At 73.8% G+C, this 13,625-nt stretch carries 12 protein-coding genes, 1 pseudogene and 1 riboswitch; of the genes and pseudogenes, 4 read left to right on the top strand and 9 right to left on the bottom strand.

Translation table 11 applies throughout. The features are described from left to right. From B7L92_RS19620 to B7L92_RS19610, 3 genes are all read left to right on the top strand, one after another. Positions 1-236, top strand: a 236-nt coding sequence (locus tag B7L92_RS19620) for a transposase (RefSeq protein WP_143626351.1), incomplete at its 5' end; no start/stop codon positions are given. A 493-nt stretch (positions 237-729) separates the two neighbouring features. Continuing rightward, entirely contained in the window at positions 730-1,716 is a 987-nt protein-coding gene (locus B7L92_RS19615; RefSeq protein WP_255311042.1) for a TIGR03885 family FMN-dependent LLM class oxidoreductase, read from the top strand. Next, positions 1,713-3,728: a glycoside hydrolase family 15 protein gene (locus B7L92_RS19610; RefSeq protein WP_438364004.1), complete on the top strand. Its 2,016-nt coding sequence runs from the start codon at positions 1,713-1,715 to the stop codon at positions 3,726-3,728. Before B7L92_RS19615 ends, B7L92_RS19610 begins: the two co-directional genes overlap by 4 nt. Before the next feature lie 180 nt (positions 3,729-3,908). Here the strand turns inward: B7L92_RS19610 and B7L92_RS19605 are convergent, their stop codons facing one another. Beyond that, positions 3,909-5,144 (bottom strand): MBL fold metallo-hydrolase, encoded by a 1,236-nt coding sequence (locus tag B7L92_RS19605; RefSeq protein WP_081238825.1) that lies wholly within the window; start codon positions 5,142-5,144, stop codon positions 3,909-3,911. A gap of 140 nt (positions 5,145-5,284) precedes the next feature. On the opposite strand from B7L92_RS19605, the gene B7L92_RS19600 reads away from it, so the two are divergent. After that, positions 5,285-5,884 (top strand): TetR/AcrR family transcriptional regulator, encoded by a 600-nt coding sequence (locus B7L92_RS19600; RefSeq protein WP_174703990.1) that lies wholly within the window; start codon positions 5,285-5,287, stop codon positions 5,882-5,884. A 43-nt stretch (positions 5,885-5,927) separates the two neighbouring features. Here B7L92_RS19600 and B7L92_RS19595 read toward each other — a convergent pair whose 3' ends face one another. The 8 genes and pseudogenes from B7L92_RS19595 to B7L92_RS19560 form a co-directional block, all read right to left on the bottom strand. After that, the gene (locus B7L92_RS19595) at positions 5,928-6,713 is read right to left on the bottom strand and encodes an SGNH/GDSL hydrolase family protein (RefSeq protein WP_081238824.1); all 786 of its coding nucleotides are present in this window, start codon (positions 6,711-6,713) and stop codon (positions 5,928-5,930) included. A gap of 206 nt (positions 6,714-6,919) precedes the next feature. Further along, on the bottom strand, positions 6,920-7,870 hold the full coding sequence (locus B7L92_RS19590) for a M23 family metallopeptidase (RefSeq protein WP_081238823.1): 951 nt from the start codon (positions 7,868-7,870) through the stop codon (positions 6,920-6,922). A 4-nt stretch (positions 7,871-7,874) separates the two neighbouring features. Next, positions 7,875-8,041: riboswitch (cyclic di-AMP (ydaO/yuaA leader) on the bottom strand. A 172-nt stretch (positions 8,042-8,213) separates the two neighbouring features. After that, positions 8,214-9,194 carry a LysM peptidoglycan-binding domain-containing protein gene (locus B7L92_RS19585; RefSeq protein WP_081238822.1) on the bottom strand — a complete coding sequence of 327 codons (981 nt, stop codon included), beginning with the start codon at positions 9,192-9,194 and terminating at the stop codon, positions 8,214-8,216. Between the two features lie 214 nt (positions 9,195-9,408). Next, positions 9,409-10,692: a cytochrome P450 family protein gene (locus tag B7L92_RS19580; RefSeq protein WP_081238821.1), complete on the bottom strand. Its 1,284-nt coding sequence runs from the start codon at positions 10,690-10,692 to the stop codon at positions 9,409-9,411. After that, positions 10,689-10,991 carry a hypothetical protein gene (locus tag B7L92_RS19575; RefSeq protein WP_081238820.1) on the bottom strand — a complete coding sequence of 101 codons (303 nt, stop codon included), beginning with the start codon at positions 10,989-10,991 and terminating at the stop codon, positions 10,689-10,691. Before B7L92_RS19575 ends, B7L92_RS19580 begins: the two co-directional genes overlap by 4 nt. 126 nt (positions 10,992-11,117) lie before the next feature. Continuing rightward, positions 11,118-12,104, bottom strand: a complete 987-nt coding sequence (locus B7L92_RS19570; RefSeq protein WP_081238819.1) for a nucleoside triphosphate pyrophosphohydrolase — start codon at positions 12,102-12,104, stop codon at positions 11,118-11,120. 73 nt (positions 12,105-12,177) lie between these two features. After that, positions 12,178-12,825 carry a SurA N-terminal domain-containing protein gene (locus B7L92_RS19565; RefSeq protein ID WP_081238818.1) on the bottom strand — a complete coding sequence of 216 codons (648 nt, stop codon included), beginning with the start codon at positions 12,823-12,825 and terminating at the stop codon, positions 12,178-12,180. Between the two features lie 194 nt (positions 12,826-13,019). After that, positions 13,020-13,625 (bottom strand): annotated as a pseudogene (locus tag B7L92_RS19560) (tol-pal system YbgF family protein); the annotation flags it as partial.

The raw sequence follows: 13,625 nt of genomic DNA, 5'->3' as shown, positions 1-13,625 counted from the left end.
GCTATCGCGGCACCGGCCTGGTCATCCCGCACCGACGCGAGCGCGGTCAGACCAAACTCCTGGACTGGAAAGAGGACCACAACCGCTCACACCGCAAGGTCCGCGCCCGCGTCGGGCACGTCTTCGCCCGGATGAAGACCTGGAAGATCCTCCGCGACTGCCGCCTGAAAGGCGAAGGCGTCCACCACGCCATGCTCGGCGTCGCCCGCCTCCACAACCTCGCCCTCGCCGGGTGACCGGAAAACGACGCTGGTCATCCAGCATGTCGTAGATCATTTACGGGACAGCACTTAGACAGGGCGTTGGACAGGGCGTTCGGGCTCGGCGGCGAGGTCGGGGCCGGCGAGAAGGTCCAAGCCGACAAGAAGATCGCCGTGGCGGAGAAGGGTCCCGCCACCGGCCGGAAGCCGGGGCGGCCTCCCGGCGGGCCGGGGGTCGACGCCCTCCTCGCTTTCGCCGGCTGCGCCCGGGCCAGGACAGGACGGCCGCTCTGTCTCGTCGGCGGCTCCCCCGGCGCCCAGGGCGGCGAGGAAGCGGGGCCTGCCGGCGGCCCGCGCCCTCCGCGATCGGAGCAACAGATCTCAGCAGTCGGCCTGCGGCTGCGGCACGCTGGGAGGTGAGGCACGAGGCACGGACCCCGGACGGCGGGCCCGTGCGGGACAGGCGAGCAAGGGCCGCGCCCGGACCGCGAGGTGTCGGGCCTCGCCGGACGGCCTGGACCGCCCACGCGTGAGCAGGAAGCGAGCGAGATCCATGGCCACCTTCGGTTATCACGCATCGCACGAGCAGTTCCCGCCGTCCGAGCTGCTGCAACTGCTCAAGGTGGCCCAGGACGCCGGTTTCGCCTCCGGCATGTGCTCCGACCACTTCGCGCCGTGGAGTTCCCGGCAGGGACACTCCGGGCACGCATGGTCGTGGCTCGGGGCGGCACTGGCCTCCACCGTCCTGCCCATGGGCGTGGTCACCGCGCCCGGTCAGCGCTACCACCCGGCCGTGCTGGCGCAGGCCGCTGCGACACTCGCCCAGATGAATCCGGGCCGTCTGTGGGTGGCGCTCGGCACCGGGCAGGCGCTGAGCGAGCACATCACCGGTGATCGCTGGCCCTCCAAGGACGAGCGCACCCGCCGCCTGGAGGAGTGCGTACGGATCATACGGGCGCTGTTCGCCGGGCAGGAGGTGTCCCACGAGGGCCTGGTCAGGGTGGACCGGGCCAGGCTGTGGTCGCTTCCGGAGCGTCCGCCGATCCTGCTGGGCGCGGCGGTCGGTCCGGCGACGGCCCGGCGGGTGGCGGCGTGGGCCGACGGGATCATCACCGTCAACCAGCCCGATGACGCGCACCGGGAGACCCTTGCCGCCTACCGAGAGGCGGGGGGCCGGGGCCCCGCCGTCCTCCAGGCGCACCTGTCCTGGGCGCCGACCCGCGAGGAGGCGCTGGCCGCCGCCCACGACCAGTGGCGGGAGGCGGTGCTGGGGAGCGACGTCGGCTGGGAGATCCCGCTTCCCGAGCACTTCGAACAGGCGGCGCGCCTGATCGAGCCGTCCGGCGTGGAGCCGTTCGTGGTCGTTTCCGACGATCTCGGCCACCACACCGACTGGCTGGCGCGGCAGGCTTCCCACGGGTTCGACGAGGTGATGCTGCACCAGGTGGGCAAGGACCACCAGGTGCGGTTCGTGGAGGTCTTCGGCTCCGAGGTTCTGCCGGAGCTGAACTCGTGACCCGCCGGCCCGACCCACCTGCCCCGGCCGACCCATCTGCCCCGGCCGGCCCGGGCGACCCGGCGGATCGGACGGCCCCGGCGGCGCCGGCGGACCGGGCGGGCTCCGGGACCGGGGAGGGCGACGGGGGCTGGCCCGCCATCGGTTCGCTGGCGTTCCTGTCGGACTGCCGAGTGGCGGCGCTGGTGGGACCCGACGGCGCCGTGGAGTGGCTCTGCGCCCCCCGTTTCGACGGCGCCTCCGTCTTCGGACGCCTGCTGGACCGTCGGATCGGCGGCGCGTGGGAGCTCCGGGTCGAGGGTGCTCCCGCACCGCGGCAGCGTTACCGGGACACCACCTTGCTGGTCGAGTCCCGATGGACCGCACCGCACGGAACGGTGGGGGGAGAGGACTACCTCGCCGTCCGCCGGCCCGACCGGGACGAGGCTTGTCTGATCGAACCCCTGGCTCTCCTCGTCCGGCGGCTCACCTGCGAGACCGGCACGGTGACGGTCCGCCACCGTCTCGACGCCCGGCCGGACTACGCCCGTGCCCGGGCGCGCTGGTCCGCCGTGGACGGCGCGGAGGCCGGGGTGGCCCCGACGGCTCTCGAGGAGACCACCGCCGGACTGTGGCTCGGTGCCACCGCCACGGGCGCGGCACCGCGGGTCCGGGTGGCCGAGGACGGCGCGGTGACGGTGGAGGCGGTGCTGCGGGCGGGTGAGGCGCTGGCCGTCGTCCTCGGCTACGACGGTCCCCCGCAGGAGCCCCTGGACATGGGTCTGGTCGACCGGACGCGGGACGACACGGTGGAGGCGTGGCGGGCCTGGGACGGACTCAACGACTACCGGGGGTTCGGCGCGGATCACGTCCGGCGCAGCGCGCTGACCCTGCGCGGGTTGATGACGGCCGACACCGGCTCCCTGATCGCGGCCGCCACCACCTCGCTGCCCGAGTGGATCGGGGGCGAGCGCAACTGGGACTACCGCTACCTGTGGCACCGTGATGCCGCGCTCGTCGTCCTGGTCCTGATGCGTCTGGGCCACCGGGTCGAGGCCGCCCTGTACGTGCGGATCCTGCTCGACCACAGTGCCTGGGCATCCGGCGCGCTCCATCCGATGCTGGACATCGACGGGCGCGCCGAGGGGGAGGAGGCCGTGCTGGAGCATCTGGGCGGCTACCGGGACTCGCCGCCGGTCCGGTGCGGCAACAGCGCGTTCTCCCAGCATCAGCTCGACACGTACGGGCAGGTGCTGGACGCGGTCTTCGTGTACCAGCAGGCGGCTCTCGGCACCGGTCGGGAGTTGGCGCGGGACGAGCTGGTCGCCGTGTACCAGGTGGTGGACGCCGCCGCCCGCGTGTGGCGGGAGCCGGACGACGGCATCTGGGAGGTCCGCGACCGGAGCCGGCACTGGACCGTCTCCAAGGTGTACGCCTGGGTCTGCTTCGACCGCGGTGTCCGGCTGGCGGAGCTGATGGACGACGACCGGCCGGACCTCGACCGCTGGCGGCGGGAGCGCGACGCGGTCCGTGCCGAGGTCCTCGACAAGGGCTGGAGCGAGTCGGTCGGGAGCTTCACCCAGTCCTACGGCTCCGCCAACGTCGACGCCTCGCTGCTCGCCCTCGGGCTGCTCGGCTTCCTGGACGGCGCCGACCCCCGGGTGGTGGCCACTCTGGAGCGCGTCGAGGAGGAACTGGGCGAGGACGGCTGGTTGGTCCACCGCTACGACCCCGAGGCCACCGACGACGGGATCAACGGGCCCGAAGGCGGTTTCCTGCTCTCTTCCTTCGCCATGGTCTCCGCCCTGGTCCTCGCCGGCCGTCATGACGAGGCCCGCCGCCGTTACGAGGAGATCTGCTCACGCATGGGGCGTTTCGGACTGTTCTCCGAGGAGATGGCCCGGGACGGGACCATGCTCGGCAACTATCCGCAGGCGTTCACCCACCTGGGCCTGATCGACGCGGCGATGAACCTCGACGCGGCCGGCGACGAGGAGGCGCTGCGGGCCTGGGCCGGCCGGCGCGGAAGCTGACGGCCGCCGGACCGGGCCCGCCGACCGGCTCGGGGCCCCCGCACCGCCCGGGGCGGCGTGGTCAAGGCCGCGCCCGGCCTGCTGGTCGTCCCGTCCGGGCGCGCACCCCACGGTCGCGCCCTTCGGGCGGGCGGCGCTCCGGCGTCCGCGCGGCCTCGGCGAGGTGGTCCCCCGTCGGCATCACCGCTCGCCCGCGAGGTCGAGGTCGCCGCTGCGCGTCCCGTCCGCGCCCTCGGCACTCCGGGGACGGCGCCACGGGTGCGCGATCGGCCGGGACACGGCCCGCCACCAGGGCTCCTCGGGCAGCTTCCCCGCGGGCTCGAACGGCTCGCCGGGACGGGGGAACGCCGCCGCCTGTCCGGCCTCCTCGGCGGCGTCCTTCGTCCACTCCCCCGGCTCCGCCCACGGATGGGGCGCCAGGCTGAAGGTGCCCCAGTGGATCGGGAGCAGCACACCGCCCGGCCGGCCTCCTTGCAGGTCGAGGTGGGCTTGCACCCCCTGGGCGGGCGTCATGTGGATGTCCGGCCACGCGCCGGGCAGCGGCGTACGGTCCGTGTGGCCCTCGGGCCAGAAGTCCGAGTACGCGCCGACCTGGATCATCGTGGCGTCGAACGGGCCGTGCCCGGCGCCGATGTCCTTGAAGCCCTCGAAGTAGCCGGTGTCACCGCTGTGGTAGACCCGGTGCTCCTCCCCGGCGACCACCCAGGAGGCCCACAGGGTGTGCTGGGTGTTGCGCAGGCCCCGGCCGCAGAAGTGGCGGGCGGGGGTGGCGGTCAGGGTGAGTCCGCCGATCCTCGTCGTCTCGTGCCAGTCCAGTTCGCGCAGCCGGCCGGCGGACACGCCCCAGTGCTCCAGATGCGCACCGACGCCCAGGGGGACGGCGAACAGGGTGTCCGTGCCGGCCAGCGCCTTGATGCTGGGCAGGTCCAGGTGGTCGTAGTGGTCGTGCGAGACGACGACCACGTCGACCGGCCCGAGCGCGGCCAGCGGCAGCGGCGCGGGATGCAGCCGCCTGGGCCCGGCGAAGGGGAACGGGGAGCAGCGCTCGCCCCACACGGGGTCGAACAGGACCCGTTGGCCGTCGATCTCCGCGAGCACGCTGGAGTGGCCCGTCCAGGTCAGGCGCAGCCCGGTGGCGGGGGGCCGGGAGAGGTCGGCGAGGGTGGTGGCGTGCACCGGCACCCTGCCCGCGGGGGCGCGTCGTGACCGGGATTCCTTGCCGAGGAAGGCCTTCGCCAGGTCCCGCGCCGAGCCCGACGGGCGGGTCCGGGCGATGCCCCCGGGGTTCTGGAACACCCCGTCCTCGAAGTGCGGGGACCTGCGGATGCGCGCCATGCGCTCCCCCCTGGGGTCCGCGCCGAAGGCCGCCGGCCGCAGCGCACGGAACCCGGGGTTCGGGGTACGGAAACCGGCCACGGCGCCTCCAGATGGGGTCGGTCGGACCTCCCATTATGTGCGGTCGGTCCGGCACCGGGGCGGCGAACCGGGGACACGGGGCGAAGGACGGGGCGGCGGGCGGCGGTTAGGGTGACGGCGTGACCAGGGTGCGGTTGAGCGTGGCCGAGCGGCGCGGGGAGATGCTGCGGGCCGCCGTCGAGCAGATCGAGATGCGGGGTGTGGCGGCGTTCAGGGTCTCCGACGTGGCCTCGGCGCTCGGCGTGAGCAACGCGCTGGTGCTCTACCACTTCTCGACGAAGGAGAAGCTGGTCGCCGCCGCCTTCGCCCACGCGGCCGAGGGCGACCTCGCCCATCTGCGCAAGCTGCTCGGCCGTCGGACGACGGCCCTGCGCCGGCTGCGGTCGGCCGTGCGGTGGTACGCCCCCACGGGCCGGGCCGAGGGCTGGCGGCTGTGGATCGAGGGCTGGGCGGTGGCCCTGCGCGAGCCGGCGCTGCGGGAGGTCACGCGGGACCTCGACCGGCGGTGGAAGGCCGCGCTCGCCGAGGTCATCGCCCAGGGCGTGGCGGCGGGCGAGTTCCGGTGCCCGGACCCCGCCGCGTCGGCCCTGCGGCTGACCGCCCTGCTCGACGGGCTCGCGGTGCAGCTGACGTCCTACGACGGCGCGGTGCCGCGGACGCGGGCGCGCGAGTGGGCGGACGAGGCGCTGGCCCGGGAACTGGGCCTGGACCGGAAGGCGCTGAAGGCGCCGGTGCGGTGAGCCGCGCCCCGTCGTCCGGTGACGCGGCTCACCGCACCGGGGCTCACGCCACCGACTCGATGCGCAGCTTGATGTCGTCCGGCGACAGCGCGCCCTTCGCCGTCACGTGGTCGCCCGACGACTCCCCGCGCAGACGGCGCCCGATCCACGGCACCAGGTACTGGCGGGCCCAGTGGACGTCGTCCCGCCGGACCTCGAGCGTGCCGCGGGGCGGCAGGGGCGGCCAGGCCTGTTCCGGGTCGGCCGGGACCTCCAGGCCGAGGGCCAGGCCCGCGCGGAGCGCCACGCGCGTGTGCCCCTCGGGCGACAGGTGCAGCCGGTCGGCGTCCCAGGCCCTGCGGTCCTGCACGCTCCTGAGGGACCACAGGTCGAGCACGGGGCAGCCGTACCGGTCGGCGACGGCCCGCACATGCCCGTTGTAGGTGGCGATCTTGCCCCGCAGGTGCTTGAGCAGGGGCACGCCACGGGTGTCGAACCCGGTCGTCACCATGACCGTGCCGGACACGGCCGTGAGCGCGGCGACCGCCCGTTCGAAACGCTCGGCCACCTCGTCCGGATCGGAGCCCGGGCGGAGGATGTCGTTGCCGCCCGCGCAGAAGGAGACCAGGTCGGGGGCGAGTTCGACGGCCCGGGGAAGCTGGTCCGCCATGATCTGGTCCAGCAGTTTGCCGCGCACCGCGAGGTTCGTGTACCGGAAGTCGCCTTCGGGCCGGCGGTCGGCGAGAAGCACGGCGAACCGGTCGGCCCAGCCGACGAACGACCCGTCGGGCCCGGGGTCGCCGACCCCCTCGGTGAAGCTGTCCCCCAGCGCCACGTACGACCCGATCACTGTCTTGTTGTCACTCTTCGAATCGTCTGCCACAGGAGCACATGATTCACCTTCGAATGTGACCTACGCGACCGTAGGAAGGGGTTGACGGACGGTGAGATAAGCCACTCCCGGAAAGTTGGTACCTCCGGGAATACGCCGAAGGCCGGACCCGGGGATCGGGGTCCGGCCTTCGGCGGCGTGTCAGGCAGGTGGTCTCGCGGGGGTCAGAGGGCGACGCCCTTCGAGCGGAGGTAGGAGACCGGGTCCACGTCCGAGCCGTAGTTCGGCGAGGTGCGGATCTCGAAGTGCAGGTGCGGGCCGGTCGAGTTGCCGGTCGAGCCGGAGAGGCCGACCTGCTGACCGGCGCTCACGGCCTGGCCGGCCGAGACGGACAGCGAGGACAGGTGGGCGTACTGGGCGTAGTAGCCGTCGTTGAGCTTGACGACGACCTGGTTGCCGTACGCACCGGCCCAGCCCGCGGAGACCACGGTGCCCGCGCCGACGGCCTTCAGGGAGGTGCCGGTCGGGATGCTGAAGTCGATACCGGTGTGGTAGCCGCTGGACCACAGGCTGCCCGACACCTTGTAGCCGGTGCCGACGCCGCCGCCGGGGACCGGGGAGCTGTAACCGGAGGCGCTCGCGGCCTGCTTGACGGGCGCGGCGTCCGAGGAGGCGGTCTTGGCGGACCGGGCGGACTCGGTGGACTGCGACGACCGGGCGGTGGACTTCCCGGACGACGAGGACTTCGACGCACCGGAGGGGGCGGACGCGTCCGGCGAGGAGGACTTCTTCGGCGCGGCGGCGGCCTTGCCATCGATCGAGAGCTTCAGGCCGGGGTGGATGAGTGAGGGGTCGTCACCGACGGCCTCGCGGTTGTCCGCGTAGAGCTGCTTCCAGCCGCCGTCGACGGCCTCGCTCTCGGCGATCTTGGCGAGGTAGTCGCCGGCCTTCACGGTGTACGTGCGGGTCTCGCCGCTCTTCTCCGCGGCGGCCTTCTGGCCGGTGACGGAAAGGGACTGGACGGCCTTCTCGGGGGCCGCCTGCGGCGTGGCGGCGTGCGCGCCGGTGGCGCCGAGGAGCGGCAGGGCGAGCGCGGCGCCGCCGGTTCCGGCGACGGCGATGGAACGGGCGAGACGCTGGGTCGTGGTGCGGCGGTGCTTACCCTTCGCGGGCATGGCGAATTCCTCTCCGGCGCCTACGAGGTGAGCTGTCGGGTTCGGGCCGGTTGAGTTGCCCGGCCGCGCCCCTCACGGGACACGGCTTCACCCCGAGCCGGATCCGGCGTCAACTTCCGGATCCGGCGCCTACCTTGGGTCCCCCGCTCCTGCCTGTGGCGCATGACGCGACGACTGTTCCCGTACCGCCGCCGGCAGGATTCGGCGTGACGGCGATCGGGGCCCGCGGTGGCGAGCGGTCACGACCGTAAGCACGTGATCGACCGGATGACAAAGACGATCAGGACTTCTGAGATCTATCTCTCATCATCTTTAAAACGGACATTCAGCATGAATCGTGACGTCAACTGCCGCCGTCCGCCCGTCCCTTCGGGTGCCACTCCTCGCCCGACTCGACTCCGACCTCGAGCTCCTGACCGGGCACGATGTGGTTCGGGTCGGCACCGATGGCCTGCTCGTTCTTCGCATAGAGAGCGCGCCATCCGCCCTCGAGCTCAAGGGAGTCGGCGATGGACCAGAGGCTGTCGCCGGAGCGCACGGTGTAGGGGCCGCCGGCGGCGCCTCGGGAGGCGTCGGCGCCACGCGAGGCGTGCCGACCGGACGCCTCGTCCGCGCGACCCTCGGCCTCCTCGGCGCTGGCGCCGCGGTGACGGCCGGTGCCGGTGCCCTCGGTGAACACCGAAGACCCTTCGGACTGTCCGGACTTGTCCGACTCGCCACGCTTCGGGGCGGTCGATGCGGAGGGGGACGCGCCGGCATCCGGATCGGCGGACTCGCCCGGCACGCCGCCCCCGTCCCTGGCGTCCGCCGACGGGTCGGACGACGGCGAGGAGGAGGGGGAGGAGGGGGAGGCGGACGGCTCACCTGAGTCCGACAACCCGGACGAACCCGGCGCATCGGACGCCCTCGGCGTGGAGTTCCCCGCCCCGCCCGTGCCGACCGGCGCGGAGCTCTGCTCCAGACCCGCCGTCAGTCCGCAGGTGCGCCACGCGCCGACCCCCTGGTCGGCGAGGATTCTCTCGGCCACGGCTATCTGCTGGCCGCGGCTGGCCTGGTCGGCGCTCGGCGCGTAGTCGAGTCCGCCGTACTTCTCCCAGTCGTCCTGCGTCAACTGCAGTCCGCCGTAGTAACCGTTGCCGGCGTTCTGGCTCCAGGAGCCACCGCTCTCGCACTCTGCGACCCGGTCCCAGGTCGCGCCGTCGGCCGCGCTGGCGCTGCCGGCTCCGAGGAGCGGGATCGCGATGGCGGAGCCGGTCACTCCGGCCGCGACGAGGAGTGCCGGAGCCTGGCGGGGGCGACGGTGCCGACCGTTCCCGGAAAGCATGCGGAGACCTTTCACACGACAGCAGTTACCGGCGCGGCGGACGAAGTCGAGACGCCACGCTTGATGGGTGAACGTATCCGCAGACGATCACTTGTCACAAGTTCATGCCGCACAGATCACGTGAAGATCACAGAGATGAGCGCGTGTCATGTTTGCGCTGGTCCGCCCGGGGCGTGCGGAACCGGCGCGGAAACGGCGCCCCGGGCCACTCCGGTCAGCCCCGCGGTGGGGTGAACTCCACCGGCAGGGTGCGCAGTCCGCGCATGATGAGCCCGCCGCGCCAGCGCAGCTCGGCGGGGTCCACCGCGAGCCGGAGGTCCGGCAGACGGGTCAGCAGGGTGGCGAGCGCGGTCTGGCCCTCCAGACGGGCCAGCGGCGCGCCCAGGCAGTAGTGGATGCCGTGGCCGTACCCCAGGTGCTGGTTGTCGCGCCGGCCGAGGTCGAGCACGTCCGGGTCGGCGAACCGGTCGGGGTCCCGGTCCGCGGCGGCCAGGACGACGAGGACCGGGTCGCCGGCCGCGACGCGCTGTCCGCCGATGGTGACCGGCTCGGTGGCGAACCGCCAGGTGGCGAGCTCCACCGGGCCGTCGTAGCGCAGCAGTTCCTCGACCCCCGTCTCCAGCAGTCCGTGCTCCCCCGCGGCCAGCGACCTCTGCAGGCGGTCGCGCTGCTCGGGGTGGGTGAGCAGGGCGTAGGTGCCGTTGCCGATGAGGTTGACGGTGGTCTCGAAGCCGGCGAACAGCAGGATGAACGCCATCGCGGCGGCCTCGTTCTCGGTGAGGTGCTCGCCGTGGTCGGAGGCGCGGATGAGGCCGGAGATGAGGTCCTCGCCGGGAGCGGGTTCGGCGGGCAGGGCCGCGCGCTTGCGGTGGATGAGGTCGGCGAGGTAGCCGCGCATCTTCTTCACCGACCGGGCGACCCCGCCCCGGGGGCCGCCCTGGTGGCGGATCATCATGCCCGCCCAGTCGCGGAAGTCGTCCTGGTCCTCCCGGGGCACGCCGAGCAGGTCGCAGATGGCGTGGATGGGGAGGGGGAAGGCGAACTCGTGGATGAGGTCGGCGGAGCCGGTGGCCGCGAAGCGGTCGATGAGCCCGTCGGTGAGCTGCTGCACCCGGGGCGCGAACTCGGCGACGCGGCGCGGTGTGAACGCCTTGCTGACCAGCCGGCGCAGCCGGGTGTGGTCCGGCGGGTCGATGTTGAGCAGATGCGTCATCAGCTCCGCCTTGCGCTCACCGGGGATGCCGGTCCTGCCCTTGGCGTGCGCGGGCTCGTCGTGGTGCGCCGGGTTCTTGGAGAGCCGGTTGTCGGCGAGGGTCTGCCGGGCGTCGGCGTACCGGGTGACCAGCCAGGCCTCGACCCCGCTGGGCAGCCGCGTCCGGTGCACGGGCGCGTGCTCGCGCAGCCAGGCGTAGGCGGGGTACGGATCGCTCGCGAACTCCCAGGTGAAGAGTTCGGGCCGGTCGGGGGCGGTGCTGGGGAGCGGGGGCTGGTCGGTCACTCCTCGACGGTATCCGGGCCTCCGCGGGCCGTGCGCGCCGGTGCCGCGCGGGCCCGGCGCCGCCGGCGCAGCGTCCACAGGCCCCTGGTCGTCAGCGTGCTGAGGACGCGGGCGTAGCCGCCCATCGCCAGGCAGGGAACGGCGAACCACCGGTCCCCCGCCCACGCGAACACGACTCCGAGCACCGGGAGGCCGGGCGCGTGGAGGAACTGGGCCATGCCCCAGCGGTGCTCCATGTAACCGAACGGCAGCCGGTCGCCGTTCGGCGGGAACGGCAGCAGGTCGCAGGTGACGCGCACGGGGAGACGGTCCTTCGGCCCGATGCGCGGGGCCTTCCCGGGAAGGCCGGTCCGGGCGGCCGGGGTGCCTCGGACGGCGGTTCGCGGGAGGAGTCGGACACGAGGGCTCCCCGGGCAGCGGCGGCGTCAGCCGGCCGCTTCCTCGGCCCGGATCGCGTCCCGGTAGGCCCGGGCCGCCGCGCGCAGCGCCGCCTCCGGGTCGACGCCCTCCGCCTCGGCCCGCGCCGCGAGGGCGAGCAGCTCGTAGCCGATGCCCTCCCCCCGGGGCAGGGGGACGTCCAGGCCCGCCGTGCGGACGCGGGAGGCGAGTTTGGCGGCGAGGGCCAGTCCCGGCTGGCCGAGGGGGACGCCCTCGGTGACCGAGGTGCGCCGCTTCTCGACCGCCTTGGTGCGCAGCCAGTGCTCCTTGACCTCCTCGGGGGTGGTCGCCGTCGCGTCGCCGAAGACGTGGGGGTGGCGGTGGACGAGCTTGGCGACGATGCCGCCGGCCACGTCGTCGACGGAGAAGGGCTCCTCGGGGTGCTCCTCGGCGATCCGGGCGTGGAAGACGACCTGGAGGAGGACGTCCCCCAGCTCCTCGCGCAGTTCGTCCCGGTCGCCCTCCTCGATGGCCTCGACGAGCTCGTACGCCTCCTCGATGCCGTACTTCGCCAGGCCCTGGTGGGTCTGCCGGGAGGACCAGGGGCACTCGGCGCGGATGCGGTCCATGACCTGCACCAGGTCGAGCAGCCGGGCGCCCGGCAGGTCGTAGGAGGCGGGCAGCAGCTCCAGCTCGGGCATCCGGACCCTGCCGGTCCCGGCCAGGCGCGCCAGCCCGTCGGTCAGGGCGGGCTCGCCCTCGCCGGTGGCCACGACCACCACCGTCCGCCCGCCGGCGCAGGCGTCCACCAGTTCCTGGGCGGTCGAGGACGCCTCCTCGACCGGTATCCCCGCCTCGCGCAGGTACGGCAGCTGCGGGTGCGCGCCGTCCGCGCACAGCACCCGGTCGGCCACGTGCAGGGTCTGCCAGGCGGGCCAGGACAGCAGGCCGGGCGCCACCCGGTGGCTGGTGGTGAGCAGGACGATGCGGCCGGGGCCGGCCTCGGGACGGGGTGCGCGGCTGGTTGCGTTCACGCTCCGAAACTAACGCACGCCGCCGACCGGCCCGGACGTCGTCCGCGGGGCGGCCGGCGGGCCGGTCGGGGCGTCACATGGGCTGCCGGATCCCCTCCGAGGTGACGTCCCGCAGCCACGGGGGCCCGGCGTCGACGCGGCTGCTCTTCTCGACGTCCCAGGTGCCGTAGCGCGGGTTGAGGTCGACGCCGAGGTCCTTGCCCGCCTCGGACAGCGCCGCCCAGAACTCGGGCCGGCCGGTCTCGGTGCCGAGCCGCTCGGCGAGCTTCTGGGCCTCGAGCTGGAGCCGGAGGTTCTCGTCGAGGCGCTGCGGCGGCACGCCGTACTGCTGGAGCCAGGCCGCCTCGAGCGCCTCGGTGCCCCCGGCCTGCTCCTCCAGCCCGGACCGCATCTGCTGGATCTCCCTGGGGGTGACGGACACCCCGGCGTCCCGCGCGGCGTGCTGCAGCACCCGGTCCAGGACCATGCCGTGCAGGGTGTCACGGGTGAGGCTGCCGGTGCGGGCGATGGCCTGCGCGTACTGGGCCTCGTCCGGTACGGCCGCCCGCTGGGCCGCGCGGACCTCGCTGACCCGGTCCTCCAGCTGCGACACGGTGATCCGCTGGTCGCCGACGACGGCCGCCGCGCCCGGATGCGCATCGTTTCCGCAGGCGGTGAGCAGGGGCGCCGCCGCGGCGATCGCGGCGGTGAGCAGGAGCGCGGTGCGACGGCGGCGGTGCAAGGAAACCTCCCGAGGAGAGCTTGTGCGGCAGTGCACAAAGTCTTGCGATGATCGATGGTAGGCATCGGCCGAGCTCTGGCCAACCCATTCGACCAACGATTCACGGGGAGTTCCGGCACCGCCGCGCCCCCACGGCCGGGCGACCGGGCGCCACGGCACGGTGACGCGGTGACGCGGTGGCGGGGCGAGCGCCGTCAGCGCACCTGCCCCAGCCACTGCAGCGTCCGCCGGATCTCGGCGGCCATCGGGTGCCCGGGGCCCTGGACGCGTTCCACGTCGTGCAGCAGCCGGACCAGCGTGTCGTGCGCGGCGGCGCGGTCGCCGAGGGCGAGCAGGAGGTGGCCGATGCGGCGGCGGACGTCGTGGGCGAGCTGCGGGTCGCCGGCGGCCACGTACCGGTTCTCGTAGTACCCCAGCAGCGTCCGGTACTCGGCGAGCGCCGCCGCCGGTTCGCCGAGCTGCTCCAGGCACTGGGCGGCCTCGTAGCGGTAGCGCAGGGACTGCGGGTCGGCCTGGCCGGCCTCGGCGGCGCGTTCGTCGGCGAGGCGGCGCAGTTCGGGCAGCGCGCGCCGGTACTGGCCGTCGTCCAGGAGGGTGGCCGCGTACTGCTTGCGCAGGGTGCGCACCACCGGCGAGTGCTCGCCGTGCTGTTCGGCGGCGACGGGCAGGATCGCGCCGAGGATGTCGACGGCCTGGGTGATCCGGCCCTCGCCGAGCAGCCGCTTGACCTCGTCGACGGCGGTGGCGACGTCGGCCTTCTCCGCCACCGGCGCGGGCGGCGCGACGGGGGCGGGCCGGGG

It is taken from the genome of Streptomyces viridosporus, from assembly GCF_002078235.1.
GTDB lineage: Bacteria > Actinomycetota > Actinomycetes > Streptomycetales > Streptomycetaceae > Streptomyces > Streptomyces viridosporus.
This window is presented reverse-complemented; position numbering and strand designations above follow the sequence as displayed.

What these genes read in the sequence shown, in the direction of transcription:
- B7L92_RS19590 (WP_081238823.1), bottom strand. Translation starts at nt 7,870, where the DNA reads ATGCCCGCGAAGGGTAAGCACCGCCGCACCACGACCCAGCGTCTCGCC.
- B7L92_RS19585 (WP_081238822.1), bottom strand. Translation starts at nt 9,194, where the DNA reads ATGCTTTCCGGGAACGGTCGGCACCGTCGCCCCCGCCAGGCTCCGGCA.